Annotated in this window: 25 protein-coding genes; 4 read left to right on the forward strand and 21 right to left on the reverse strand. The window is 44.3% G+C overall.

The window, feature by feature from the left end; all coding sequences use genetic code 11:
- Window positions 1-12 precede the first annotated feature (12 nt).
- The 15 genes from DQN58_RS03370 to ilvG form a co-directional block, all read right to left on the reverse strand.
- The gene (locus DQN58_RS03370) at window positions 13-600 is read right to left on the reverse strand and encodes a hypothetical protein (protein ID WP_005715833.1); all 588 of its coding nucleotides are present in this window, start codon (window positions 598-600) and stop codon (window positions 13-15) included.
- Window positions 597-1,583 (reverse strand): beta-ketoacyl synthase N-terminal-like domain-containing protein, encoded by a 987-nt coding sequence (locus DQN58_RS03375; protein WP_005715834.1) that lies wholly within the window; start codon window positions 1,581-1,583, stop codon window positions 597-599. The genes DQN58_RS03370 and DQN58_RS03375 overlap by 4 nt, the downstream gene beginning before the upstream one ends.
- On the reverse strand, window positions 1,583-1,873 hold the full coding sequence (locus DQN58_RS03380; protein ID WP_005715835.1) for an acyl carrier protein: 291 nt from the start codon (window positions 1,871-1,873) through the stop codon (window positions 1,583-1,585). The genes DQN58_RS03375 and DQN58_RS03380 overlap by 1 nt, the downstream gene beginning before the upstream one ends.
- Entirely contained in the window at window positions 1,873-3,114 is a 1,242-nt protein-coding gene (locus DQN58_RS03385) for an ABC transporter permease (RefSeq protein ID WP_005715836.1), read from the reverse strand. Before DQN58_RS03385 ends, DQN58_RS03380 begins: the two co-directional genes overlap by 1 nt.
- Window positions 3,108-3,830: an ABC transporter ATP-binding protein gene (locus tag DQN58_RS03390; protein WP_005715838.1), complete on the reverse strand. Its 723-nt coding sequence runs from the start codon at window positions 3,828-3,830 to the stop codon at window positions 3,108-3,110. Before DQN58_RS03390 ends, DQN58_RS03385 begins: the two co-directional genes overlap by 7 nt.
- Window positions 3,827-4,816 carry a BtrH N-terminal domain-containing protein gene (locus tag DQN58_RS03395; RefSeq protein WP_005715841.1) on the reverse strand — a complete coding sequence of 330 codons (990 nt, stop codon included), beginning with the start codon at window positions 4,814-4,816 and terminating at the stop codon, window positions 3,827-3,829. Before DQN58_RS03395 ends, DQN58_RS03390 begins: the two co-directional genes overlap by 4 nt.
- A 32-nt stretch (window positions 4,817-4,848) precedes the next feature.
- On the reverse strand, window positions 4,849-5,238 hold the full coding sequence (locus DQN58_RS03400) for a hypothetical protein (RefSeq protein ID WP_005715843.1): 390 nt from the start codon (window positions 5,236-5,238) through the stop codon (window positions 4,849-4,851).
- Complete coding sequence (locus DQN58_RS03405) at window positions 5,228-6,388, reverse strand: beta-ketoacyl-ACP synthase III (protein ID WP_005715845.1); 1,161 nt, start codon at window positions 6,386-6,388, stop codon at window positions 5,228-5,230. Before DQN58_RS03405 ends, DQN58_RS03400 begins: the two co-directional genes overlap by 11 nt.
- A 2-nt stretch (window positions 6,389-6,390) precedes the next feature.
- Window positions 6,391-7,311 (reverse strand): hypothetical protein, encoded by a 921-nt coding sequence (locus DQN58_RS03410; RefSeq protein WP_005715847.1) that lies wholly within the window; start codon window positions 7,309-7,311, stop codon window positions 6,391-6,393.
- Window positions 7,312-7,469: 158 nt separating this feature from the next.
- On the reverse strand, window positions 7,470-9,011 hold the full coding sequence (gene ilvA, locus DQN58_RS03415; RefSeq protein ID WP_005715849.1) for a threonine ammonia-lyase, biosynthetic: 1,542 nt from the start codon (window positions 9,009-9,011) through the stop codon (window positions 7,470-7,472).
- Window positions 9,008-9,445, reverse strand: coding sequence for a hypothetical protein (locus tag DQN58_RS03420; protein WP_005715851.1), 438 nt, complete (start codon window positions 9,443-9,445; stop codon window positions 9,008-9,010). Before DQN58_RS03420 ends, ilvA begins: the two co-directional genes overlap by 4 nt.
- 135 nt (window positions 9,446-9,580) lie before the next feature.
- Window positions 9,581-11,419, reverse strand: coding sequence for a dihydroxy-acid dehydratase (ilvD, locus tag DQN58_RS03425; RefSeq protein ID WP_005715853.1), 1,839 nt, complete (start codon window positions 11,417-11,419; stop codon window positions 9,581-9,583).
- Between the two features lie 36 nt (window positions 11,420-11,455).
- Window positions 11,456-12,091, reverse strand: a complete 636-nt coding sequence (locus DQN58_RS03430) for a hypothetical protein (protein WP_005715854.1) — start codon at window positions 12,089-12,091, stop codon at window positions 11,456-11,458.
- Window positions 12,091-12,306 (reverse strand): acetolactate synthase 2 small subunit, encoded by a 216-nt coding sequence (gene ilvM / locus DQN58_RS03435; RefSeq protein ID WP_005715857.1) that lies wholly within the window; start codon window positions 12,304-12,306, stop codon window positions 12,091-12,093. The genes DQN58_RS03430 and ilvM overlap by 1 nt, the downstream gene beginning before the upstream one ends.
- A gap of 4 nt (window positions 12,307-12,310) precedes the next feature.
- Window positions 12,311-13,963 (reverse strand): acetolactate synthase 2 catalytic subunit, encoded by a 1,653-nt coding sequence (ilvG, locus tag DQN58_RS03440; protein ID WP_005715859.1) that lies wholly within the window; start codon window positions 13,961-13,963, stop codon window positions 12,311-12,313.
- Window positions 13,964-14,117: 154 nt separating this feature from the next.
- On the opposite strand from ilvG, the gene DQN58_RS03445 reads away from it, so the two are divergent.
- Window positions 14,118-14,936, forward strand: a complete 819-nt coding sequence (locus tag DQN58_RS03445) for a Cof-type HAD-IIB family hydrolase (protein ID WP_005715861.1) — start codon at window positions 14,118-14,120, stop codon at window positions 14,934-14,936.
- Window positions 14,936-15,322 carry a fluoride efflux transporter CrcB gene (gene crcB / locus DQN58_RS03450; RefSeq protein ID WP_005715863.1) on the forward strand — a complete coding sequence of 129 codons (387 nt, stop codon included), beginning with the start codon at window positions 14,936-14,938 and terminating at the stop codon, window positions 15,320-15,322. Before DQN58_RS03445 ends, crcB begins: the two co-directional genes overlap by 1 nt.
- On the opposite strand, the gene DQN58_RS03455 is transcribed toward crcB, so the two are convergent.
- From DQN58_RS03455 to DQN58_RS03470, 4 genes are all read right to left on the reverse strand, one after another.
- Entirely contained in the window at window positions 15,300-16,232 is a 933-nt protein-coding gene (locus DQN58_RS03455) for an alpha/beta fold hydrolase (RefSeq protein ID WP_005715864.1), read from the reverse strand. The two genes, crcB and DQN58_RS03455, sit on opposite strands and share 23 nt — an antisense overlap.
- A gap of 118 nt (window positions 16,233-16,350) precedes the next feature.
- A complete protein-coding gene (gene fbaA, locus DQN58_RS03460; protein ID WP_032998070.1) occupies window positions 16,351-17,430 on the reverse strand; it encodes a class II fructose-bisphosphate aldolase in 1,080 nt (359 codons plus the stop codon).
- Window positions 17,431-17,554: 124 nt separating this feature from the next.
- Window positions 17,555-18,718 (reverse strand): phosphoglycerate kinase, encoded by a 1,164-nt coding sequence (gene pgk / locus DQN58_RS03465; protein ID WP_005715868.1) that lies wholly within the window; start codon window positions 18,716-18,718, stop codon window positions 17,555-17,557.
- 137 nt (window positions 18,719-18,855) lie between these two features.
- Complete coding sequence (locus tag DQN58_RS03470) at window positions 18,856-19,551, reverse strand: ribonuclease T2 family protein (protein WP_005715869.1); 696 nt, start codon at window positions 19,549-19,551, stop codon at window positions 18,856-18,858.
- Between the two features lie 66 nt (window positions 19,552-19,617).
- Between DQN58_RS03470 and DQN58_RS03475 the strand changes: the two genes are divergently transcribed.
- Window positions 19,618-19,878, forward strand: coding sequence for a YfhL family 4Fe-4S dicluster ferredoxin (locus DQN58_RS03475; RefSeq protein ID WP_032997744.1), 261 nt, complete (start codon window positions 19,618-19,620; stop codon window positions 19,876-19,878).
- Between the two features lie 59 nt (window positions 19,879-19,937).
- On the opposite strand, the gene DQN58_RS03480 is transcribed toward DQN58_RS03475, so the two are convergent.
- Window positions 19,938-21,014, reverse strand: coding sequence for a tRNA/rRNA methyltransferase (locus tag DQN58_RS03480; RefSeq protein WP_005715872.1), 1,077 nt, complete (start codon window positions 21,012-21,014; stop codon window positions 19,938-19,940).
- 171 nt (window positions 21,015-21,185) lie between these two features.
- Between DQN58_RS03480 and pssA the strand changes: the two genes are divergently transcribed.
- Window positions 21,186-22,553, forward strand: a complete 1,368-nt coding sequence (gene pssA / locus DQN58_RS03485) for a CDP-diacylglycerol--serine O-phosphatidyltransferase (protein ID WP_005715874.1) — start codon at window positions 21,186-21,188, stop codon at window positions 22,551-22,553.
- Between the two features lie 134 nt (window positions 22,554-22,687).
- Here the strand turns inward: pssA and uvrA are convergent, their stop codons facing one another.
- A complete protein-coding gene (uvrA, locus tag DQN58_RS03490; RefSeq protein WP_005715877.1) occupies window positions 22,688-25,519 on the reverse strand; it encodes an excinuclease ABC subunit UvrA in 2,832 nt (943 codons plus the stop codon).
- Between the last annotated feature and the right edge of the window lie 113 nt (window positions 25,520-25,632).

A 25,632-nucleotide genomic window follows, 5' to 3' on the forward strand; every position in this document is an offset into this window, starting at 1 on the left:
TCTGCGCACGACCTAGTAAAGTGCCGTTTGCACTAGAGATAAAAAATCCTTCTCTTTCATGTTATCCGTGCTAGGTAAAACAGCTAATTTTTTGACCGCACGTTTAGCGTCTTTCGATATCACCCAAAAACATGCGCCTTCTTGTTGCTCATTATCCGTTTCTAATACCCAACCGACGAGAGCAGATGGTATTGTGCTCTGTTCTAAATCCAATAATGCCAGTTGTAGCGGTTGCCAAATAGTGTGTTGATTGACCGCTAAGAAGAGCGAATTTCCGTTAATTTGTAAGGTTTGCGCCAGTTGGAAGGTCGCCGCATTGTTAATGTTCGCCATAAAATCTAACGGACTTGGCAGATTTTGTGCCGTCAGTTGGTGGAACATTTTGTCGAATTTACTTGGCGAATTAAATGGAGAGCCTAAGTAAATCCCACTTTTTTCTGCTAAATAAGCCTTGAGGGGAAGAGCGCCAAGTAAGGCAAGTTGCGTAAACCGACTTAAACGACGAGCATCTACGCCGTAGGTTTTCAATTCTTGACGCAAGGACTTGTCATCTTTGTGATTGCCTCTGAAGTGATGGATTTGCTGAATATAATACGTCATTGCCCCACCTTAAGTACCCAAGCAATATTGCTGCCGCCAAAGCCTAAGAAATAATTTAAAAAATAACCGCACTTTTGCTCATTATTTTTAAATTGCTCGAACAAAAATGCGCTTTCTAATGCACCGCTGGCGCCGAGCGTGTGCCCCATTCGTGCTTTCAGTGAAAGCTGTTGCGAGTGCGGGAAGAGGTCTTGTAAAACACGGAGCTCCATTTCATCGCTATTTCCACCAACGCCGTGTACCTTCACCCCATCAATGTGTATGGGAGATAAATTGGCGTTGTTTAAGCAGGCGTGAATCAGGTGACGTAATGCGGACTCGCTACTGTTCGTTAGGTTTTCATTGTCCGTTAGCGTGACCACGCCTAATAGTTCACAAGAGCATTGCGGATTCGGTTGAACAGATAAGGCGACACAACCGATGCCTTCGCCTAGCACAATGCCTGTTGGTTGGATTAACGGCAAATATTGTGCGTCCTGCGATAACAAATTCATTGCTTGAAAATGCTCAAATGTCAGGCGATTAAATGTTTCAAACCCGATGACCAAGGCTTTTTCATACAGACCGTTTTGTAGCATTTTGTAAGCATATCCCATCGCTTGTGCAGAGGAGGTGCAAGAGGTTGCGAAGCTAAAGACCTCAGTTTGATAACGTCGGCGTAAATCATCGGCAATGACTGCCAGGCTGTGTTGTTCCGGCAAAGGAAGATGATTAGCTAAACGGGCCTCGCAATCGCTGATCACATAGGCTGTTGAACCAAGCAAAATGGGGATGTTTTTCAATTCGCTTTTATCCCAGCCTGCCAGTTGCAAAGTGCGGTTGATTTCTACATCAAAATAGGTATAGAGTTGTTCAAGAGAGAGCAACGCCTCATCAAACGCGTTGAAATAAGGAAAATGAAGCGGTTGCCCCAACATATGAGAGGTTCGTTGCCCAAGATGATTGGCAAATTTGGCAGAAGCTGCAGTGAGATAAACGTTCATCAGGCTTTTTTGTGTTGTTCACGAATAAAGGCAGCAAGATCGTGTATGTTCATCATGTGTTTGCGCACCATACGATCTCCCTGTAATCGCACGCCAAAATGTGCTTGTAATGCCACAACGACCTGCAAGGCATCTAAAGAATCCAACTGAATGCGGCTTTGTTCACCGAAGAGCCATTCATCATCGCTGATTTCCATTGGGTCAAATTCGTCTTTTTCTGTTTCTTGGATAATCAGTTTTTTGAGTTCTTGTTCTAATGCCGGGTATTCCAGCGTGAAAAGATAAGCCATTAGAATCTCGCTTGTTTAGTTAATTGTCGTTGATAAGTTAACGTGGCAAAAAGTAACGTTATCGCACCAAAGCCACTTAATAAATAGAGCGGTTGTTGAATTTGGCTGAGGTGATATTGGTTTAACAATAAATTTTGGAAACCGCTTAATGCCCATCCCATAGAGGAAAATTGAGCAATGGTTTGCATGATTTCCGGCATCACATACACCGGCACCATAATACCGCCAATGGCCGCCATGATAATAATACCGCCACCGCCCAACACGACGGCGTGTTCGGTCGTTCTTGCCAGTACACTGATTAACAATCCGTAGCCTAGTGCGGCAAGGCTTACTGCAGCGGATAAGACAAAATAAGGCAACCAACTTCCGGAAAGCGTAAACGCAGGCATATCTAGCGTAGGCAACACAAAATAACCGAGCGCCACCATGCCGACAAATTGTAATTGGTTGATCAAAAAATAAGGAATTAGCTTGGCAATAATCAAACTCAATGCAGAAGCTCGCGCCATACGCAACCGAGTCAGAGTGTTGGTTTGGCGTTCCATCGCCATCACATTGGAAAGCGGGATCATAATAAAGAACATGCCAAAAATCAGCCATGCCGGGACACTGTGTTGCACAGAATTAGGTTTAGAAACCTCTTTTCCTTGTCGATTTACATAAATTTCTTGCCACAAATCTTTCGCAAGGTAATCCTTAATTTGCGCGAATTTGCTGTCCAGTTCTTTATTGACTTTATTTTGAATCTCTTTGATTGGCTTACGTTTATTATTTTCTAACGTAATGTGATTGTCTGCCAAATAATCGTTTAAACGCAGTTGCGAATAATGCTTTTGCAACACACCTTTCACACCCAGTAGCCAACTGCGATCTACGCTGGGATTTAACCAAAGCTGCAAGGCTTGTTCTTCTGAAAGTGCGGTCTGTTTTTCATTCGGATTTAAAATCAATAAATCAAACTTACCCGCTTGTAGCTCGGCTTGATATTGTGTTAATTCTGACCGTGGCGCTTGTTTAACGGCGAGGTTTTCTTGTTTGAGCTTGGCTAAGAAATCATCATTCAGTTGATTTTTTTCACTTAACAATACGATTTCCGAGCGATTGCTTAACGTATTATCGTTACTCAAGGCGGCCGACATAATTAACATAAACAAAATTGGCATAATAAATAATACGGCAACACCATGCAGATCACGACTTAATAGACGCATTTCTTTGATAATCGATGCAATTAACATGTTTTTCCCGCCTTATTTAAAAAATCTAAATAAAAACGTTCCAGACTTTGCCCGTCTTCTAAAATGCCTTGCACTGTGCCCTGATAAATGAGATTGCCTTCATTTAACAGCACTAATTTGTCACATAATTGCTCAATTTCTTGTAAATAATGAGAAGTATAAATTACCGTCACACCTTGCTGTTTCAATGCCGCTACGCTATCTAAAATAAATTGGCGGGATTGCGGATCAATCCCCACGGTGATTTCATCTAGAAAAATCACTTTTGGGCGATTAATTAAACCAATAGCAAAATTTAAACGGCGTTTTAATCCGCCGGATAAATGCTTCGCCAGCTTGTTTTTATGCGCCATTAAATCTACTTTGGTTAATAATTCCAACAAATAGTTTTTATCCTGAACATCATACAATGATGCAAAAAATGTCAGATTTTCCCAAACGGTCAGCAGCGGATAAAAAGCAAAATCCTGTGGCACCAAGGAAATCTGATGGCGTTGCTTTTTGCTCAATTTTGCCAAAGGTACGCCATCAAAATAAATCTCTCCTTGTTGTACCGATTGCAGCCCTGCAAGCAGGGACATTAATGTCGTTTTTCCCGCACCATTAGGGCCAAGCAGACCCACGGTAGAAGCCGATTCAATGGTAAAACCGACCGCACTTAATGCGTTCTTTTCGGCGTTGGGGTAGTGATGGCTAAGATGGTTTATTTGAATCATAAATTACGTAAGGTTTGCCAAATGTATTGTTCTTTATCTGCAATCTCCTGCAAATACTCCGCCACCGTTTTATAGCCTTCTATTGATGGCTTTTTGCATTGTTTCACACATAAGCCCGCAAATTGGCGCCACATATCGCCGATTTCTGTCATGTGTTCGGAGGCTTGTTTGTATTTAGGCTCTTGGCAGATATTGGCAGCTTGTTCAAGAAAATAGGCGTATAAATAACGGAAGCCTGCGCCGCCGGTGCCGATTTCTTCCTGCATACGCACGATATGCCCTAAATATAAGAGTTTGTATTTGTCCGAAGGATGCGTTGCCAGTTTTTCAATTTGTTTGGCAACGGTACGAATGCCTTTTACACCGACGAAAAAGAGTGGAGCCAACATTTGTTTGGCATTTTTGCGAATGGCTTTACGGATGAGGTTTGGTAAGTCAATTTGTGCTAAGTTAGGTTGATTTTCAAAATAATACATCAACCCTTTCGGCGCTAATACGCCCTTCGCAAAACGTGCTCGTTGCACATCTTCTGCGGCACAACGTTGTACGCATTCAAACACGGGATCGCTAATCAAATAGTCATTTTGTTCTTTGCCGTACACAATTAAATTGTGTGCATTAAAATGAAAACGCATTTCAGGCGGAAAATAAGGCAACCAGAAAACTGAGGTTTGTAAACCGACTAACTTTTCTTCATAAAGTGCTTGATCTAACGCTTGCTGTCCAGCTTGTGGCGAACGAAACTTTTGCATTTTCAACCGCACTTTTAAGTGCTTTGATAGCCTTTTGATAATGGAACGCGGCGGCATTCGATAAGAAATCAGCGGCAATCCGTTGATTTTAACCAACGGAATATAAACAAAGGTCAAGGCCGACGCCAAACCGAAAACCATGGCTTCGTTAAAATCCACGCCTTGCGCTTTTAACATGGTGGACATGACTCCGCTTTCACAGTGAGCGGTGTGTTGGTGCTGAAAGTTGTTCATAAGAATTAATATATAACCGTTATTCTTTTAATTTAGATATCTTTTAATGTTGAAATCGCCACCCCAAATACCTCCGCATATCTTCCCAATACCTTATCCGACAATTTAGCAAACACGCTTGGTTTAAAATGTCGTTTGATTTGCCATTGCCAAAAGCCGGTGGCTTGGGCGAGGCTGGGGAGGTCGAAACGATAACGGCACATATAATAAAAGAGCGGTGACTTTTCGCCGCGTTTTACGGCGTCTAACGCTTCGGCAGTCAGTTGGTTGAGTTCTTCCACCGCTTGTTCTGTCGCGAATTCTTCTGTTTCCCAGCCGTTCGACGTGGCTGTTTGGTAGTTGCCATTTTGGGTGGCATAGACCACTTTGCGTTGCCCGCGAAAGATTTTGCTGTTGTCTTGCGGGATGTCGTTAATTTCCATTGACCACCTCAAGCAACATAAAACAGGAGGAAAAACGTCCGCTTTCCGGAATATAACACAACACTTTTTGTCCGTTTTTTAGCGGATATTTCTCTAAAAATTCCTGAAGAATGATGTAGATAGAGGCTGAACCGGTATTGCCTTTTGTTTCCAAATTGGTAAACCACTTCTCTTGTGGAATAACGAAATTGATATTTTTCAGCCCGTCCAACAATTTGTCACGGAAAAAACCGGAAGAATAATGCGGTAGGAAATAATCAATATCTTCGGCTTTCAAACGATGTTTTTCGATTAAACGCAACAGGGCATTTTCCACCGTGCAACGCACAATATTTTCGTTGAGCAATTTGACATCTTGTTTGACCGACATGAGACTGCGCGCATCGCGCTCGCCCTTAGTGACATTTTTCCAACTGATAAATCGCGTGTCTTGAATTTCTGCGCCGGCATACATGCACACCGGCATTTCGTTGGCATAGGAAATCAGGTCAATCCAGTGAATTTTCAGGCTCACGCCTTGCGCGTTTGGTTGATGGCTTAATTGCACCGCCCCAGCCCCGTCAGACAACATCCAACGTAAGAAATCTTTTTCAAAACCGATTTCGGGTTTGGCGTCTTCCAATTGTTTTTGGTTGATTTCTGCTTGGAAATGTTCACCCCGCATAATGGCGGAAGCCGTTTCAGAGGCCACGGCAATGGCGCCTTGATGCTCGCCTGTGCGAATAGCGTTATAAGCATGTTTCATCGCTGCCATGCCCGCCACGCAAACTCCTGCTGTCGTGAGCACTTCATAAGCCGGTGCATTTGGGATTAAACCATGCACCATCACGCCTTGACCGGGCATGACTTGATCAGGATAGGACGTGCCGCAAGCAAGACAGCTGACATCATTAACATCCATCCCTTGAGCAATTAACCCGTTGATTGCTTCAACCGCTAATTCCGTGCCGGTGTGTGTGGTTTCTCGTGTCGTTGGATCAATTGCGTAATGACGGGTTTTGATGGCATTGGAACGCAAAATCATTTTGCGTACACGGGACGGCGTATCGCCTACCATGCCCAATACGTGTTCCATGTGATCGTTATCCACAGGCGCATTGGGTAAAAAAGCAGCGACTCGGTTAATGTAAACATCGGCTAGTGCAGTCAAGATTATTCCCCTGATGGTTCGGCAAAATAGCGTTTTTGACGTGCTAATTTTTCTTTTAATAATGGTTTAAGTAAGCGTTTGATGACCGCAGAGAGCGGCACGACCGTGAGAATCAGTATAATTAAAAAGAGAATATAAAAATAGAGTACAACACGGCGAAAACGCGGTGAAATTTGACCGCACTTTAACAGCAATTTGCCCCAAAGATAAAAGCTGCGATGACCGACTTTTTCGCTCATCATCAGTTTCTCGTCAATTTTGACCGCGCCCATGTGACGAAATAACCTGTCATTTAACGGTTGGTCATCATTCAAGGTTTCTGCTAATTTGGTACCAAAGCGTTGCATATCATGCAGTTCATCATCGCTAATGCCGGCACTGGGAAGCCATGAAAAATAACGTTTCTTTCCGCTTAACATCCATGCCGGTGTGGTGATAAAACTGGCCCACGAATTGGATTGGTCGGTTTTTACAATGTTTCCGATAAGAGGCGCATCAAGTGCGGTCAGCATTTTCTTTATTTTTTCTTGTGCCATCAGCCACATATTACGACAGCCGATCAGTGTGATCACCGGTGTATTCTTCAAAATCTTGGCTTGCTCTGATTGCAAAAAGGCGGTGATGGGCTGTGAGGGTGACAAGAACCAAACCGTATAAGCAATGATGACTAAATCATAGTGTTTTTGTTGTAATTCGGGTGTTTCTATTGGTGCCGGCTTTAGGTGTACCGATTCCGGAAATTGATTAAAAAATGGAATAAATTTCCAAGGAAAGGTATAAGGTTGAAGCGGACGAATTTTATATTCTTCGATCACGGTGTTTTCTTGTTGTTTTAATGGATGAAGAAAATGACTGGTCAGCGCATCAAGCTGTCCTGTTTGAGAGTAAGAAACCACTAAAATATGTTTTTGAGCGTCTGACATAGGTTAGAAATATTAGGCTAAATATAAAGCCTAGATTTTATCCTACTTTTGATGAATTTTTAATTGCTATTACAAAGAGACGTTATAAGAAAATCCTCAATAAAAAAAGACCGCACTTGATGATTTAAGAGCAAAGTGCGGTCTTTTTTTAAAGGATTTTAACGCAAGAAATAACGATACGATTTGCTGTCTGTGACATCTTGGTAGACGTAGTCCAGTTTTTCTAATGCGCTTTCAAGCTCGGCGACATCGCTTTGTTCCAACTGAAATCCTGCGAGGATATTGCCATAGTCGGCACCGTGAGCGCGATAGTGGAAGAGTGAGATATTCCAACGGTTTTGTAGCGTTTCAAGGAATTTCAACAAGGCGCCTTTTTGTTCCGGGAATTCAAAGGTGTACAGGCGTTCGCCGTGATTCGCGACCCGCCCGCCCATTAAATAACGAACGTGGGTTTTAGCGATATCATCGTCGGACATATCTTCCACATCAAAGCCATTTTGTGTGAGATCGGCGATGATGTCGGCTTTTTCTTGTTCATCTGCCGTGCGAACTCCCACAAATATGCAGGCGCGTTTATCATCGGCATAACGGTAACTGAATTCCGTCACAGCACGACTGCCTAGTACATGGACGAATTTTAAGAAGCTGCCCGGCTTTTCAGGCATGGTGACCGCAAGTAAGGCTTCGCGATTTTCACCGATTTCGCAACGTTCGGACACATAGCGAAGCGTATGGAAATTCAAGTTGGCACCGGACAAAATTGCTGCCATGTTTTTGCCTTGAATGTTGTGCTGTTTGACGTATTTTTTCAGACCGGCTAAGCCTAAGGCGCCTGAGGGTTCGGATACGGCACGGACATTTTCAAACAAATCTTTCATTGCGGCACAGACTTCATCGCTGTCCACCAGCACCATGTCGTCGAGGTATTGTTGGCATAGGCGGAAGGTTTCATCTCCGATACGTTTTACCGCTACGCCGTCGGCGAATAGGCCAACGTGTGCTAAATCCGTCGGTTCACCTTTTTCTAATGCGGCAGTTAGGCAGGCAGAATCTTTAGATTCTACGCCGATGACTTTAATTTCCGGCATAAATTGTTTGAGTAAAATTGCCACCCCGGCGGCTAAACCGCCACCGCCGACTTGCACGAAGACATAATCCAAATCCGCCACTTGTTGCAACATTTCCATCGCTAATGTGCCTTGTCCGGCAATGACTAACGGATGGTCGAAGGGCGGAATAAACGTCATGTTTTTTTCTTTGGAAAGCGCGATAGCTTTGGCCTTTGCTTCATCGAAATTGGCACCGTGCAATAACACTTCGCCGCCAAAACCACGTACCGCATCCACTTTAATACTTGGGGTGTTTTGCGGCATCACGATAAGAGCTTTTAAGCCAAGTTGTTTTGCCGATAACGCCACGCCTTGTGCGTGGTTACCTGCCGACGCTGCGATCACACCGGCCTGTTTTTGTTCATCAGACAGGGTGGAAATCATGGCATAGGCGCCACGTAGCTTGAAGCTGTTAACCGGTTGGCGGTCTTCACGCTTAATCCAAATATGGTTATTCAGACGGTCGGATAATTTGCCCATTTTTTGTAACGGTGTGACTTGCGCTGCTTCATACACGCGTCCGCCAAGTTTCACGATAGCGTTGATGTAGTCGCTTTGGGTGGGTTGTGGGTTGGTGAGTAGGCTTTTCATAGTATTTCTTTTATTCGTTTATCTTCGACATGAATGACATTGAGTTCTTCGGCATCATAATTTCGGTTAGAGCGACCTTCAATACCTATTTTGAAATCTTCATCTAATCTATCTTGTTTTAAAACTAACGTAAAAATTCCGGGATGATGACATGAAACAGCATATCCTTTGCCATTATCCAAATGGATAACATCAAAATCTGCTGACGGTGTAGCTACTTGAACTTTTCCCCATTTACGTAATAATTCTTTAGCTTGTTTTGCTAAATCTTCTTCGGGCTCAAGTAAAATAACGCAAGTTCCATTTTCAAACAGCACCCAAGACTTCTCATCTCCATTAATGCTATCCTTCCAAACATCAATTAACTTTTCGTTATAAGATGATGCGCCAATCCCAACTATTTCTTTTTTGTTAAAAAAATCGAGAGATGCCATTAGAATCTTCCCATATTTTTTCAAAACACTCAGAAAAATGACCGCACTTTATTGAAATTTGTTGTAGGGACAGGTTTTATACCTGTCCCTGTTCGATATTGATAAGGATAGGCATAAAGCCTGTCCCGACAATTTTTATTTTAATAAGGTTTTATCACGCACGGCGCCTTTATCCGCCGATCTCGCGAAATGCCCGAAGACTTTCAACGCAAAGGACACTTCACGTTGGCGGTTTGCCGGTTGCCAACCTTTGGCATCTTGCTCGGCGCGGCGTTTGGCTAATTCTTCATCGCTGATGTTGAGGTTAATCGTGCGATTTGGAATGTCGATTTCGATAATATCGTCATCCTGTACTAAACCGATAGCGCCACCGGAAGCCGCTTCAGGCGAGGCATGGCCGATAGATAAGCCGGATGTGCCGCCAGAAAAACGTCCGTCCGTTAACAAGGCACATTTTTTGCCTAAGCCCATGGATTTTAAATAGCTGGTCGGATAGAGCATTTCTTGCATACCCGGGCCGCCTTTCGGGCCTTCATAGCGAATCACAACGACATGACCTTCTTTGACTTTGCCGCCTAAAATCCCGGCAACAGCGTCTTCTTGGCTTTCAAATACGATGGCACGACCGGTGAATGTCCAGATGGATTCATCCACGCCTGCGGTTTTGACGATACATCCGTCTTCGGCTAGATTACCAAATAATACGGCCAATCCGCCCTCTTCGGAAATGGCATTTTCTTTATTGCGGATACAGCCGTTTACACGGTCATCGTCCACGCTGTCCCAACGGCAATCTTGTGAGAAAGCTTGGGTGGTACGGATGCCTGCAGGGCCGGCACGGAAGAATTTGTGCAATGCTTCGTCTTTATTGCGAATAATATCGTATTGATTTAATTGTTCTTCCAACCTCATGCCCAACACGGTTTTGGTGTGTCGGTGAATTAAACCAGCGCGATCCAATTCGCCCAATAAGCCCATAATCCCGCCTGCGCGGTGTACGTCTTCCATGTGGTATTTGTTAGTGTTCGGGGCGATTTTACTTAAGCAAGGCACTTTGCGAGATAAACGGTCGATATCGGCCATTTTAAAATCTACGCCGGCTTCTTGCGCTGCGGCAAGTAAGTGTAAAACGGTGTTACTGGAACCGCCCATGGCGATATCTAAGCTCATGGCGTTTTCAAAGGCGTCAAAAGTGCCGATGGAACGTGGCAATACGCTTTCGTCATCTTGTTCGTAATAACGTTTGCACAGTTCGACAATTTGGCGACCGGCTTTTAAGAATAAGTCTTTACGGTCGGCGTGTGTGGCAAGCATAGAACCGTTGCCCGGTAAACTCAAACCAAGGGCTTCCGTTAAACAGTTCATGGAGTTGGCAGTAAACATCCCTGAGCAGGAGCCACAAGTCGGGCAAGCGCTGCGTTCAATGGCATCAATACGCTCATTACTGACATTAGGATCCGCTGCTTCAATCATCGCATCGACTAAATCTAAGCGGATGAGTTGATCGGAAAGTTTGGTTTTGCCGGCTTCCATTGGACCGCCTGAAACAAAGATGGTCGGAATATTCAAACGCATTGCCGCCATTAACATTCCCGGGGTGATTTTGTCACAGTTGGAAATGCACACCATGGCATCGGCGCAGTGGGCATTGACCATGTACTCCACGCTGTCTGCAATCAAATCACGGCTTGGTAAGGAGTAAAGCATCCCGCCGTGTCCCATGGCAATACCGTCATCCACCGCAATGGTGTTAAATTCTTTTGCCACGCCGCCGGCTTTTTCAATTTCCGCCGCGACCAGTTGTCCCATGTCTTTTAAATGCACATGTCCCGGCACGAATTGGGTGAAAGAGTTCACTACCGCAATAATGGGTTTGCCGAAGTCATTTTCTTTCATCCCTGTTGCACGCCATAAGGCACGTGCACCCGCCATATTACGACCCTGAGTGCTGGTCGCTGAGCGTAGTTTTGGCATAAATAAGTTCTCCGAGTAAATTTTTAGGGTTTGTTTTTATTTTCCAGATAAAGACTGAATTGCATAAAAAGGTAATGAGATAATTGCTAACGGTACAAAAATAATCATTGCCGCTGATGCTCGTCCAGCTACTGTAACGTTATCCTCTGTTGCTTCAGCACTGAATCTTTTTTCTTGACGATATTCTAAGTACTTAGTTTCTAAAGGTTTAATCAATTTGGCTTTTTTCAAAATCTCATTTTTATTTTTAATATCAACAATTTCACCATCTTTCATTATAAAAAATATATTATGTTCATGCATATAGTAATATTTTTGTCCATAGAGCTCATTAGATTGCTTTTGAGTAAGCTCTTTATCATTAAAATATAATGTTAATGTAGCTTTCACTTTGTTTTTTTCAACATCTTTGGCGATAGAATGAATTTCCACAGATGATATGTTTTTTACGTAAGGTGATCGTAAGATACGAATTAAATCTCCAGTTTCACTATATTCTGAACCGGCAAAATGATAACTATTAAGTTGCCCTATAGCATAAATGTTGTCTTCTGCTATAAAGAAAGAGTGTATTACTTCTTTTTGAGAAGATAGTTCTTTATCTTGTAATGAAGTGCATCCAAATAGTACGAAAGTAATAAGTAACCCCAATAACAAACGTATATTTTTCATTATTTAATCTCCACCACATCATAAATTTTCTCTAACTGACTGACCAACAAATCCAAAGTGCGGTCGGATTTTACTGTGAATTTTAACCGCACTTTGTCGTCAATCAGTTGCATATCCATTTGAGTCACGGTGAAACCACGGTGGCGGGCTATACGGAGAATGCGTTCTAATACTTCGGGGCGGTGTTGGGCGGTGAGGTCGATTTGGTGTTCCATGTGATTACTCCATACTTTCCAACATATCTGCGTTGCACGCGCCCGGCGGCACTAGCGGCCACACGTTTTCATCGGAATGAATGCAAATATGCAATAAATAAGCCTCTTGGCTGTTGAATAAGCGTTCTAGTGCGGCGTCCACTTGGTGGGCGGAATCAATGCGTTCTCCTTTAATGCCGAAAGCCGAGGCAAGTACCACGAAATCCGGGTTGTCGTCCAGAATGGTGCTACTGTGACGCGCATTGAAGAAGAGGGATTGCCATTGGCGCACCATGCCGAGACGTTGGTTATCCAATAACACGATTTTAATTGGGGCTTTGCCGCGACCAATGGAGCCGAGCTCTTGAATGTTCATCATGATGGAGCCATCACCGCTGACTAAAATGACTTCATCTTCCGGGCGGGCTTTTTTCGCACCGATGGCGGCAGGTAAGCCGAAACCCATGGTGCCAAAACCGGCGGAGGTAATGAAGTTTTCCGGGGCGTGATGTTGCACGTGTAATGCAGACCACATTTGATGTTGTCCCACATCGGTGACGACGATAGTTTCCGGTGTTTTTTTGCGTGAAATGCTGTTGAGCAACCATAACGGGTTGATGAGTTGTTCGCCGTCATGTTCACCGTAGCTGAACGCAAATTGTTGTTTATATTGTGCAACGGTTTGTTGCCAAGGGGCGATGTCAAGCGGCACGCTGAGGCTTTCTAGCGTGGCGATTAGATGACCGCGTAATGGTACATCTGGTCGGCGTAATTTACCTAATTCGGCGCCGTCGATATCCACATGAATCACTTTGGCATGTGGTGCGAAAGTATCAAGCTTGCCGGTCACGCGGTCATCAAAACGCGCACCGAACACGAGCAATAAATCAGCTTCTTGTGTAGCGTAGTTAGCGGCTTTGGTGCCGTGCATACCGATCATGCCGAGATAATAAGGATCGTCAGGCGATACCGCGCCTAAGCCTTTTAGCGTCACAATACTTGGCATTTGAGTCGTGTGTAAAAAATAACGTAATGCCGGTACAGCACCTGCCATGCCCACACCACCACCGATATACGCCATTGGACGTTTAGCGTGTTTTAATAACTCAAGTGCCTGGGTTAGTTGCTTGTCGCAAAGTGCGGTCGTTTTTGGCGGCGAATTCACGATAGGTTTTGCCGTGGTTGGCGCAATTTGAACGTCTTTCGGCACATCGATCAATACCGGGCCCGGTCTGCCACTTTTGGCAATTTCAAAGGCTTTGGCAATAATTTCCGGTAATTCGTCGATGTTTTGCACGATGAAACTGTGTTTGGTACAGGCAAGGGATAAACCAAGTACATCCGCTTCCTGAAAGGCATCCGTGCCGATAAGTGGAGAGGCAACTTGACCTGTAATGGCAACGATAGGAATGGAATCCATTAAGGCATCTCCTAAACCGGTCACTAAATTGGTTGCGCCGGGGCCGGAGGTGGCGATACATACGCCAACTTTGCCTGATGCACGCGCATAGCCAATAGCTGCCATGGCAGCACCTTGTTCGTTACGGCAAAGCAAATGGTCTAAGCCGGAATCGTAAATTGCATCATAGGTCGGCATGATGGCACCGCCGGGATAACCGAAAATGGTATCCACGTGATGTGCTTTTAAGCACTCGATGATTAAATTTGCACCGTTCATATTCGTAGCTGTTTTCAATTGTTAGGGAAGCGATTTTTTTCGTGTGAAAGGTTTAATCTTTTATTACATTTCCTAAAAAAATTCAAGAAAACCTCAAATATTTTTATACAAAATTTGCTACCATTAGTCATTATGTCATTTGAGGTGAAAAATTATGCAAAAACTTCCTTATCGCGCCATCGTTTCTGATATGGATGGGACGTTACTTAACGGACATCATGTGGTCGGCGATTTTACCGCACACACCTTGGAACGTTTGCATGAGAGCAAGGTTGATATTGTGCTGGCAACAGGGCGTAATTATTTCGATGTGTCCAGTATTTTGAAGAAAACCAAGGTGAAGGATGCGGTGCTAATTACTTCAAATGGCGCACAAGCGCATAACTTACAAGGGGAGCTGTTGCTAAATAATTCCTTGCCGGAAGAGATTGCGTATCAAGTCATGAATTTGCCCTTTGACGATAAACGAGTCTGTGTGAACAGTTATCAGGCTGATGGCTGGTTTATCAACAAAGACATTCCTGAGCTTTACAAGTATCACAAAGACTCGGGCTTTGTGTACGATGTGGTGGATTTTAAGCAACATCACGGCAGAGATACCGAGAAAGTGTTTTTTATTGGAAAAGCGCCGGCAGATTTAGTGGAATTGGAACAGCGTATTCGTCAGAACTTCGGCGAGAAAATCAGCATGACTTATTCCACGCCGATTTGCTTGGAAGTGATGAATAAAAATGTGTCAAAAGCCACCGCACTTGCACAGGTAATTGAGCAACGGGAATACGGTTTGCAAGATTGTATTGCCTTTGGTGATGGCATGAATGACGTCGAAATGCTGGCAGAAGTGGGCAAGGGCTGCATTATGGGGAATGCCGATCCGCGCTTAGTACAGGCGTGTCCGCAATTAGAAGTTATCGGTCGCCATGGACATGAAGCCGTCGCCTCTTACCTTCGCGCGATTTTTGGGATTTATTGATGCCGTTGTTATCTTCTTTACTCTGGATTAGCGGCGGTGCCGTGCTGGGTGCTTGCTTGCGTTGGGGCTTGGGCTTGTTGCTCAATCCGTGGTTTAGCGCTTTTTCTTTTGGCACCTTGATCGCCAATTATTTAGGTTGTTTTATTATTGGCGTGTTGTTTGCCGTTTTTTGGTCTTTTCCCTCGCTTTCTTCTGAATGGAAGCTCTTTTTTGTCACCGGCTTTCTTGGCAGCTTAACCACCTTTTCAGCATTTTCGATGGAGGTGGTGGAGAATATCTTGAATGACAAATTCGCTGTTGGCATTGGATTAATTGCGGCCCATGTCTTTGGTAGTTTGCTTTTCACCCTCTTTGGCGTGTGGCTTATGCGTTATGTGTTGAAGTAAAAAATGCCTGAATTTGCTGTAACACCGGCGTGCGAATATCGTCGGTTTCAAACAGAATTTCATGTTTTGCTCCGGCGATTTTTTTCAGACTGCCGTGCATGAAAAGTGCGGTGAGTTTTTCCAACATTTTATTATTCACGATTTGTTCTTGTTCCGCTTCTAACACCAACACAGGTGTTTCAATGCGTGGCAAAATTTTGGGCAAATTCTTAATGGCGATCAAACATAAATACGCCCAACGGAAAGTCGGTCCGCCCAAACGAATCTCCGGGTTTGCCAAATTAATTTCATTCATTCTTTGCATACGCGTGCTGTCATGGCTTAACAAATTTTCCTGCACATCCACCGGTTTATAAGGCCCTTTGCCGAATACATAACGTTTTCCTTGTCCAAATAACATCATGAAATTCAGCGTGATTTCATCCCGAATAGGGTGGCTTAACGGCATACCAAAAAAGGGTGCGGAAAAAACTGCACGTCTAATTTGGTGATCAAAATTCGCTAAATAGTAGGTCGAAATCAACGCGCCTAAAGAATGGGCGAGCAAATATTGTTGCTCGTAGGGGTAAAGTGCAGTCAGATTTTCGATGATTTTTGCCATGTCTTGTGCATAAAACTGAAATTCATCCAAATGTCCTTTTTCGCTGTCCGACAATAATCGTTGTGAATAGCCTTGACCGCGATGATCAAACAGCAACACATCATATCCCTGCGCATAGAAATCCTGCGCAATTTCTGTCCATTTCAGGATATTTTCTACCCGCCCATTGACTAAAATGACCAACTTATCGGCAATCGGCTGGTGAACACAATGTCGATAAGCCAATCGACAGCCACGTTGCCCTTCAAGGTATTGTAGGGGAAATTGTTCAGCAAATTGGTGTAATGGGCTGTTCTCTATATTGTGCATGGTAAATGAGCTGTTGAGGCAAAAGGCTTCAAAATAAAAAAAGAAAAAATAACCGCACTTTAAAGTACATCTCAGAAAGTGCATCTAAAGTGCGGTCGGTTTTCAGCGTGTTTTTAAATTATAAAACGTCAACGCAGTTTAAGTCTTCGAAAGATTGTTCTAAGCGTTTAGACATAGATTCTTCCATTTTACGTAACCAAACACGCGGATCGTAGTATTTTTTGTTTGGTGCATCAGGGCCTTCCGGGTTGCCTAATTGACCTTGCAAATACGCTTCGTTCGCTTTGTAGAAGTTGAGAATACCGTTCCAAGACGCCCATTGGGTGTCGGTGTCAATATTCATTTTAATTGCGCCGTAGCTAATCGCTTCACGAATTTCTTCACGGGAAGAACCGGAACCACCGTGGAACACGAAATTGATTGGTTTTGCCGGAAGGTTACGTTCTTTGGCAACGAATTCTTGGCTTGCACCTAAGATAGATGGTTTTAATTTTACGTTACCCGGTTTGTACACGCCGTGTACGTTACCGAATGCGGCTGCAACGGTAAAGTTCGGGCTGACCGGATTTAATTGGTCGTAAACATAAAGCACATCAGACGGTTGGGTGTAAAGACGAGATTCATCTACGCCGGAGTTGTCCACGCCATCTTCTTCACCACCGGTGATACCGATTTCGATTTCAAGGGTCATCCCCATTTTATCCATACGGGCAAGGTATTCACGGCAGATTGCCATATTTTCTTCCATTGGCTCTTCGGAAAGGTCAAGCATGTGGGAAGAGAATAATGGACGACCGGTTTCAGCGAAGTGTTTTTCACCGGCTTCAAGTAAGCCATCGATCCATGGAAGTAATTTTTTCGCCGCGTGGTCGGTGTGTAAAATCACCGGTACGCCGTATTCTTTGGCTAAAGTATGAACGTGTTTTGCACCTGCAATCGCACCTAATACGTCAGGGCGCGCACCGTTGGTCGGTTTGATGCCTTTGCCTGCGTAGAATGCCGCACCGCCATTAGAGAATTGAATAATGACCGGCGCTTTCACGCGGGCAGCCGTTTCTAATACAGCATTCACGGAGTCGGAGCCGACGCAGTTTACGGCAGGAAGTGCGAAGCCGTGTTCTTTTGCGTATGCGAATACTTTTTGAACATCTTCACCGGTAAGCACGCCCGGTTTGACGATATCTAATAATTTAGCCATTTTCGTTTTTCCTTTTGTGTTGGGTGGGTTGCTCCCACCATTTGAAGAATTTGTTTTACGTTTTTGATTGATAGCACGCATCAGCAGACACGTGCTATGACGATCTTATGCAGAAAAAGTGCGGTTAGTTTTTCGCACGTTTTTCGAGGATTTCTACTGCCGGTAACACTTTACCTTCAACGAATTCTAAGAAAGCGCCGCCGCCGGTTGAGATATAGGAAATTTTATCTGCGATACCAAACAGGTCGATAGCAGCAAGCGTATCACCACCGCCCGCAATGGAGAACGCATCGCTGTTGGCAATGGCGTGAGAAATGCTTTCTGTTCCTTTGCGGAAGTTCGGGAATTCAAATACGCCCACCGGGCCGTTCCATAAAACGGTTTTCGCATTTTTGATAATTTCGGCAAGTTGTTCCGCAGATTTATCGCCGATATCGAAAATAGATTCGTCATCTTTCACTTCGGCCACGGATTTTTCTGTCGCAGGTGCGGTTTCAGAGAATTCGGTGCCCACGCGAACATCAACCGGTACAGGAATGTCTGTGCTTGCCGCTAATTCTTTAGCAACCGGGATTAAATCGGCTTCGTATAAGGATTTACCCACGTTATGGCCGGCTGCGGCAATGAAGGTGTTGGCGATACCGCCCCCCACAATAATTTGGTCGGCAATTTTAGAAAGTGAGTTTAACACTTCTAATTTAGTGGAGACTTTAGAACCACCCACAATAGCCACCATTGGGCGGGCAGGTTCTTTTAATGCTTTACCAAGCGCATCAAGTTCTGCGGCAAGCAATGGACCTGCGCAGGCAACCGGTGCAAATTCTGCAACGCCGTAAGTTGATGCTTGTGCACGGTGAGCTGTACCAAAGGCATCCATGATGAACACATCACAAAGTGCGGCGTATTTTTTACCTAATTCCGGATCGTTTTTCTTTTCGCCTTTGTTGACGCGCACGTTTTCTAATACCACGATTTCACCGGCATTCACTTCAACACCGTCAAGGTAATCGCGTACTAAGCGTACCGGGACATCAAGATGTTCGTTTAAATAATCAACAACAGGTTGGAGGGAATCTTCAGGTTTGAATTCACCTTCGGTCGGACGACCTAAGTGGGAGGTGACCATCACTTTTGCGCCTTTTTCTAAGGCTAATTTTAAGGTTGGGATGGTGGCACGGATACGCGCATCGGATGTGACTTTACCGTCTTTTACCGGTACGTTTAAGTCGGCACGGATAAATACGCGTTTACCATTCAAATCTAAATCGGTCATTTTAATTACTGACATAATTTACCTCTTTTTACTGGTTAAAATTAAAAATAAAAACTGTTGGCATTATACCCGTAACTGAGTAGCTTGTAACCTGAATTCAAGAGCTCAAATTCAGGATTACACATTTCATTGATCCATGTCGAATTATTGGATTAATAACCGGTTCGGCTGCTTGGACAATCCATAATTTGCCAGTTTAAATCGTAACAAATAAAGAGCTCGTTACGTGCGGCGCCAAGGTAAACATCCTTTAATTGCGGGTTATTTTTTCGCATCCATTTAAACAGTTCGGTGCGGCTTAATTCATAGTTCGGTAGCTTCAAAGTGCGGTATAAATTTTTGATCTTTTCAAAATAATCTTGCGCATTGTTAAACATACACGCGCCGTGTTTTTCCCACTCGCCTTGTAATAAGCCGGCACTCGGCACTTCAGGCAAATAGCGTTCAATAAGGTCTTGCGGTAATTGCGGTAAATCGCCCTGACAAAAGCGTGGGTGATCGGAGACTCTTCGAGCTTGTTTGTTTTGTGACCACAACCCATGCACAATCCAACCGAATTGTTGGGTTAAGCCGCATTGATATTGCAAAGAGGTCGGCAAATTATCGCCGTATTGTTGACGTTGCCGTTCACAAAATGCCGGTGACCAAGACAACACGAGGGTGTAATAATCGGTTTGCGCGTGTTTATTTTGCCCGATAGGATCATTTTTCATGACGTAATCGTAATTACGATCAACAACCACCTCCACCGCTTGTTTCTGTTGCGAAAAATAATACCAACCGGCAAGTAAAAACATTAAAAATGCCACCACAAAAAAAGACAGTAGCAACATACGTTTCTCGTTCATAAAATTCCTTTCACTTTGTTAACGTATTGATTATAATCCGACCCTTTCATTTTGCCCGAGGACGCTATGGCTCTACTCATCACTGACAAATGCACGAATTGCGATATGTGCTTGCCGGAATGCCCGAATGAAGCAATTTCAATCGGCGATGAGATCTATGTCATCGATCCTGAACTCTGCACCGAATGTGTCGGTCACTACGACACGCCCACCTGCCAGAAAGTTTGTCCTATCAGCAAATGTATTATTACTGACCCGGATCATGTGGAAAGCGAAGAACAGCTGTGGGAACGCTTTGTGTTAATTCACCACGGGGACAAACTGTAACGCGTTTGAAAGTGCGGTGAAAAAAGAGGGCGTTTTTATGCGCCCTAACTTTTCTCGTTTTATCTAAAATACCATTTTGCCAGTAAAATGCCGGCATTGACCGACACGTTTAACCCATTTTTCACTGGGCTGGCAAACGCCAAACGAACCTGTTCATCGCTTTTCTCTGATAAAGCCTTTGTCGTGCTTTCACTTAGTACAAAAACCGTTTTATTTTTTAACTGTACTTTATCTAATGCTGTGGCGTTTTCATCGCTGCTCACGTGAAGGATTTGATAACCGGCTTGGCGTAATTGAGAAAGCGCATTGCGGGTGTCATTGGTCTCCAACACTCGCACGTATTCTGCGCCGCCTTCTGCGACACGTAACGTCACGGCAGAATTAAGGCTTTCGGCGTTTTCCACCACAATATTTTTCACCCCGAAAAAGGCGCAAGTGCGTAAAATACCGCCAATATTTTGTGCGTTGTTCACATTATCTAACAATACCAAGCAATCTTCTTGATGCGGCACATCGAGATAGCCTTGCAACGTAAACGGATGCGCTTTTTTCACTAACATACAAATGCCGCCGTGGTGTTCTGTACCGCTGACTTTGATCATCTCGTCGTTGTCCACAATGTGATACACCTTTTTATTGGTCGCTAAATAACTGCAAATATCCCCAATTTTATGCGCCATTTGTACGGTTGCCCACAAGCGCACAATGCTTCCCGGGCGTTGTTGGAACAAGGCTAAACACGCATTTTCACCATACACTTTCATTTCTTCTGCGCGATTCTTTTTGATTTTTTCCGGTGCGCGTGGTGACAATGGGCCGGTCTTTTTCTCTCTCGGCTTATCATCGAAACGACTGCTTTTGACGGTCACTTTTACGTTGCCTTCCGCACCACTGGCTTTTTTCATCGTGCTTTCGGCAATGTGTAAGGTTTTTTCTTGGCTTTCAGCGCGTTTAAATTTCGGCTTAGTATTTCTATCGTTATCTCTCTCTCTGCGAAATTCTTGGCGCGAATCGCTTTTTGAGGAGGCAAAGTGCGGTCGATTTTTATCGCATTTTTGACGGTCGTCACCGACACTGCGTTCGGAAAAAGTACGGTTGTTTGATTTGAAAGTCGGTTTGTTTGAATTTTGGTTCATAGTTGTGTTGCCGATAGGGTGGATGAATGGAATAAATTTGCGCTGTTGGCAATAAATTTGTGAGCATTATAACGAAAACCAGCCTTTTTTCTACCAAGGGGGGCGATAAATATTGTAAACTATCGCCCCAATTAGGTTCCGACTCATTGAGTACAACAGAGAACAAATTTTATGTTTAGAGATAAGACAAAACGGGCTCAGAAGCGTCTTGAAAGCCTGCCATGTTTAGCTTTACAGGCGGAACAAGTTGAATTTATTTACAGCCCAATGGCATTCAAAAATGAAATTATTCAACTGATCAGACAGGCGAAAACGCGTATTTTTGTGACCGCACTTTACTGGCAAAATGACGAAGCCGGACAAGAAATTCTCGATGAAATTTACCGTGCGAAACAAGATAAGCCTGAACTTGAAGTGAAAATTTTAATTGATTGGCATCGTGCGCAACGCAATTTATTAGGGGCGGAAAAGAGTGCGACCAATGCCGATTGGTATTGTGAACAACGTCAAAAATATCAACTTGCCGATGACCCGAATCTATTTTTCGGTGTGCCGATCAATACGCGCGAAGTGTTCGGCGTGTTGCACATCAAAGGCTTTGTTTTTGACGATACCGTGCTTTACAGTGGCGCCAGTATCAATAACGTGTATTTGCAACAAAATGAAAAATACCGTTATGACCGTTATCAAAAAATCACCCATCCGCAGTTAGCCGATAGCATGGTGGCTTTTATTCGCGACTTTTTGTTGAATAGCGATGTGGTGTTGCCGTTGGATAGCGTTAATCGCCCGAAAACCAAAGAAATTCGACAAAATATCCGTCATTTCAGAAAAAATCTTGCACTTAATGGACAATATAAACTGCCAAGTGCGGTTGATTTTGGCAATGAATTGACGGTAACGCCGTTGTTTGGTTTAGGCGGCGCGGGCAATGTATTGAATTGCACGATCGAAGATTTATTCCAGCTGGTCGATGAAAAGCTGACTATTTGTACGCCGTATTTTAATTTCCCGCGGACATTGCAACAAAAAATCCGCCATTTGCTACGTAAAGGCAAAAAAATTGAAATTATTGTGGGCGATAAAGTGGCGAATGATTTCTACATTCCACCGGAACAACCGTTCAAAATGGTCGGTGCGTTGCCTTATTTGTATGAAAACAATTTACGCCGCTTCAGCAAAAAGTTTGAACGTGAAATGGCACAAGGTCAGTTGATCATTCGGACGTGGAAAGATGGTGCGAACACCTATCATCTAAAGGGCGTTTGGATTGATGATAATTATATTTTGTTGACCGGTAATAATCTGAATCCGCGCGCGTGGCGATTAGATGCGGAAAATGGTTTATTTATTCATGATCCGAAACAACAACTGTTACCTCAAGTGGTTCAGGAATTAGATTGTATTCGCCAACATACGACGGTGCTTCAACATTACACTGAGTTAGAAGAAATGAGGCAATATCCGGCACCGGTGCAAAAATTATTGAAAAAATTTGCCCGTATTAAAGCGGATAAGTTAGTGAAGATGATTTTGTAATCACATTGTAAGTACATTTACAGTCAATATAAAAAAGGATTGTCAGTGAATGACAATCCTTTTTTCGTGATAAACACGGTGAAAAGAGACCGCACTTTGATTATTCAAGTGCGGTGCAATACGAGCGTGTTTTTTTAACCTTTCGCCAAAATCCCTTTCAGGAATCGCGCGGTATGCGAACCTTCTACTTTAGCGACCTGTTCCGGCGTACCGGTGGCGATAATTTGTCCGCCGCCGCTACCGCCTTCCGGGCCGAGATCCACAATCCAGTCAGCGGTTTTAATCACGTCTAAATTGTGCTCAATGACCACGATGGTATTACCCTGATCGCGCAAGCGGTGCAACACGGAAAGCAGTTGTTTGATGTCGGCAAAGTGTAGCCCGGTAGTTGGTTCGTCCAGAATATACAAGGTTTTTCCCGTATCCCGTTTGGAGAGTTCTGTTGCCAATTTCACCCGTTGCGCTTCACCACCGGAGAGGGTAGTGGAAGATTGGCCCAAGCGGATGTAAGACAAGCCTACGTCCATCAGCGTTTGCAGTTTGCGTGCAATCATCGGAACTGCATCGAAAAATTCCCGCGCCTCTTCCACGGTCATATCCAACACTTGATGAATGGTTTTGCCTTTGTAGCGAATTTCCAAGGTTTCGCGGTTGTAGCGTTTGCCCTTACATTGGTCGCATGGCACATACACATCCGGCAGGAAGTGCATTTCCACTTTGATTACACCGTCACCCTGACAGGCTTCGCAACGTCCACCGCGTACGTTAAAACTGAAACGTCCCGGATTGTAGCCGCGTGCTCGGGCTTCCGGCACGCCGGCGAACAGTTCACGAATCGGGGTAAACACGCCGGTGTAGGTTGCAGGGTTAGAGCGCGGAGTACGACCAATTGGGCTTTGGTCAATATCGATAACTTTGTCGAAAAATTCCAAACCTTCGATAGATTTATACGGTGCTGCTTCGGCATTTTCCGCACGGTTTAACGTGTTTTGGGCAATCGGGAACAAGGTATCGTTAATCAACGTGGATTTGCCTGAGCCGGACACGCCGGTGATACAGGTAAATAAGCCCACCGGAATTTCTAAGTTGGCGTTTTTCAGATTATTGCCTGATGCGCCGAACAATTTGAGTGTTTTTTTCTTATCAAGTGCGGTACGTTTTTTCGGTATTTCGATTTTTTCTGCGCCGGATAAGAATTTACCTGTAAGCGAGTTTGGATTTTGCATGATTTGTTGCGCCGTACCTTCGGCAATAACATTGCCACCATGCACACCCGCACCTGGGCCGATGTCGATAATGTGGTCGGCGCTTAAAATGGCATCTTCATCGTGTTCCACCACAATCACAGTGTTGCCGAGATTTCGTAAGTGAATCAAGGTGTTGAGCAAGCGTTCGTTATCCCGTTGATGCAAACCGATAGACGGTTCATCCAATACGTACATCACACCGACTAAGCCCGCACCAATTTGGCTGGCAAGACGAATGCGTTGCGCTTCACCGCCTGAAAGGGTTTCGGCGGAGCGGGAAAGGGAAAGATAATTCAAGCCGACATTCACCAAAAATTGTAACCGCTCTTTGATTTCTTTCAGAATCTTCTCGGCGATTTGCGCTTTTTGTCCGCTCAGCTGTAGCTCTCCAAAAAAGCTCAAGGCTTCCCCGATGCTTTTCTCCGAGACATCAGGCAGATTGGTTTGCTCAATATAAACGTTACGCGCCTCGGGACGCAGACGCGAACCGCCACAATCGGTGCAAGGGCGATTGCTGATGTGTTTGGCAAGTTCTTCGCGCACTGACATGGATTCCGTTTCTTTATAACGGCGCGCCATGTTGTTTAAAATGCCTTCGAATACATGGTGGCGCAACACGACATCGCCGCGATCGTTCATGTATTGGAATTCAATTTCTTCCTTGCCGGAACCGTGCAAAATAATCTGTTGAATTTTTTTCGGCAGTTCTTCAAAAGGCGTTTCAATATCGAAATGGTAGTGTTTTGCCAAGGACGTGAGCATTTGGTAATAATAGAAATTGCGACGATCCCACCCTTTAATAGCGCCATTAGCAAGGGAAATACTCGGATTTTGTACCACGCGTTTTTCATCGAAATATTGTTGTACGCCCAAACCGTCACAAGTCGGGCACGCACCGGCGGGGTTATTAAAGGAGAAGAGACGAGGTTCCAGTTCCGGCACCGAATAGCCGCAGTGTGGGCAGGCAAAGTTGGCAGAGAACACCAGTTCTTCCGCCTTCGGATCGTCCATATACGCGACGACCGCCGTGCCACCGGAAAGCTCGAGCGTGGTTTCAAAGGATTCCGCCAATCTTGTGGCTAAATCCGACCGCACTTTAAAGCGATCAACCACTACTTCGATGGTATGTTTTTTCTGTAATTCCAGTTTTGGCGGATCAGACAAATCGCAAATCTCACCATCAATACGGGCACGAATGTAGCCTTGCGCAGCAATTTGTTGTAATAATTTAACGTGCTCACCTTTGCGCTCTTTTACCACCGGCGCCAACAACATCATTTTGCTTTCTTCAGGCAGAGAAAGCACTTTATCCACCATTTGGCTGATGGTTTGTGCCGTGAGTGGCACATTGTGATGAGGACAGCGCGGCTCACCCACGCGGGCAAACAACAAACGCAGGTAATCGTGAATTTCGGTAATGGTACCCACCGTTGAACGCGGGTTGTGTGAGGTAGATTTTTGCTCAATAGAAATGGCCGGTGAAAGCCCTTCAATATGATCTACATCGGGTTTTTCCATTAATGACAAAAATTGACGCGCATAGGCGGACAAGGATTCCACATAACGGCGTTGCCCTTCCGCATACAGCGTATCAAAGGCTAAAGAAGATTTACCTGATCCGGATAAACCGGTAATAACAATGAGCTTGTCGCGTGGAATCGTTAAGTTAATATTTTTTAGATTGTGGGTTCTTGCACCACGAATATCGATGGTATCCATAATAGATTTTATAAATGAAAGAAGTGTGAATTTGCGACAATTATCGCATATTCCTAAATAACTGTGCAAATATCCAGTTAATTTTGTTGAAGGCGTGGATTTATTCCAAATTT

Source organism: Aggregatibacter segnis ATCC 33393 (assembly GCF_900476035.1).
In the GTDB taxonomy this organism is placed as follows: domain Bacteria; phylum Pseudomonadota; class Gammaproteobacteria; order Enterobacterales; family Pasteurellaceae; genus Aggregatibacter; species Aggregatibacter segnis.

Excerpts from the sequence above, each read along its gene's own strand:
- DQN58_RS03430 (WP_005715854.1), bottom strand. The coding sequence starts at position 12,091 with ATGAAAAATATACGTTTGTTATTGGGGTTACTTATTACTTTCGTACTA.
- pssA (WP_005715874.1), top strand. The coding sequence starts at position 21,186 with ATGTTTAGAGATAAGACAAAACGGGCTCAGAAGCGTCTTGAAAGCCTG.
- DQN58_RS03385 (WP_005715836.1), bottom strand. The coding sequence starts at position 3,114 with ATGTTAATTGCATCGATTATCAAAGAAATGCGTCTATTAAGTCGTGAT.
- DQN58_RS03475 (WP_032997744.1), top strand. The coding sequence starts at position 19,618 with ATGGCTCTACTCATCACTGACAAATGCACGAATTGCGATATGTGCTTG.
- DQN58_RS03395 (WP_005715841.1), bottom strand. The coding sequence starts at position 4,816 with ATGAACAACTTTCAGCACCAACACACCGCTCACTGTGAAAGCGGAGTC.
- DQN58_RS03480 (WP_005715872.1), bottom strand. The coding sequence starts at position 21,014 with ATGAACCAAAATTCAAACAAACCGACTTTCAAATCAAACAACCGTACT.
- ilvG (WP_005715859.1), bottom strand. The coding sequence starts at position 13,963 with ATGAACGGTGCAAATTTAATCATCGAGTGCTTAAAAGCACATCACGTG.
- DQN58_RS03375 (WP_005715834.1), bottom strand. The coding sequence starts at position 1,583 with ATGAACGTTTATCTCACTGCAGCTTCTGCCAAATTTGCCAATCATCTT.
- DQN58_RS03370 (WP_005715833.1), bottom strand. The coding sequence starts at position 600 with ATGACGTATTATATTCAGCAAATCCATCACTTCAGAGGCAATCACAAA.
- DQN58_RS03410 (WP_005715847.1), bottom strand. The coding sequence starts at position 7,311 with ATGTCAGACGCTCAAAAACATATTTTAGTGGTTTCTTACTCTCAAACA.
- uvrA (WP_005715877.1), bottom strand. The coding sequence starts at position 25,519 with ATGGATACCATCGATATTCGTGGTGCAAGAACCCACAATCTAAAAAAT.
- fbaA (WP_032998070.1), bottom strand. The coding sequence starts at position 17,430 with ATGGCTAAATTATTAGATATCGTCAAACCGGGCGTGCTTACCGGTGAA.
- DQN58_RS03445 (WP_005715861.1), top strand. The coding sequence starts at position 14,118 with ATGCAAAAACTTCCTTATCGCGCCATCGTTTCTGATATGGATGGGACG.
- pgk (WP_005715868.1), bottom strand. The coding sequence starts at position 18,718 with ATGTCAGTAATTAAAATGACCGATTTAGATTTGAATGGTAAACGCGTA.
- crcB (WP_005715863.1), top strand. The coding sequence starts at position 14,936 with ATGCCGTTGTTATCTTCTTTACTCTGGATTAGCGGCGGTGCCGTGCTG.
- ilvA (WP_005715849.1), bottom strand. The coding sequence starts at position 9,011 with ATGAAAAGCCTACTCACCAACCCACAACCCACCCAAAGCGACTACATC.
- DQN58_RS03400 (WP_005715843.1), bottom strand. The coding sequence starts at position 5,238 with ATGGAAATTAACGACATCCCGCAAGACAACAGCAAAATCTTTCGCGGG.
- DQN58_RS03455 (WP_005715864.1), bottom strand. The coding sequence starts at position 16,232 with ATGCACAATATAGAGAACAGCCCATTACACCAATTTGCTGAACAATTT.
- DQN58_RS03380 (WP_005715835.1), bottom strand. The coding sequence starts at position 1,873 with ATGGCTTATCTTTTCACGCTGGAATACCCGGCATTAGAACAAGAACTC.
- ilvD (WP_005715853.1), bottom strand. The coding sequence starts at position 11,419 with ATGCCAAAACTACGCTCAGCGACCAGCACTCAGGGTCGTAATATGGCG.
- DQN58_RS03470 (WP_005715869.1), bottom strand. The coding sequence starts at position 19,551 with ATGAACGAGAAACGTATGTTGCTACTGTCTTTTTTTGTGGTGGCATTT.
- ilvM (WP_005715857.1), bottom strand. The coding sequence starts at position 12,306 with ATGGAACACCAAATCGACCTCACCGCCCAACACCGCCCCGAAGTATTA.
- DQN58_RS03390 (WP_005715838.1), bottom strand. The coding sequence starts at position 3,830 with ATGATTCAAATAAACCATCTTAGCCATCACTACCCCAACGCCGAAAAG.
- DQN58_RS03420 (WP_005715851.1), bottom strand. The coding sequence starts at position 9,445 with ATGGCATCTCTCGATTTTTTTAACAAAAAAGAAATAGTTGGGATTGGC.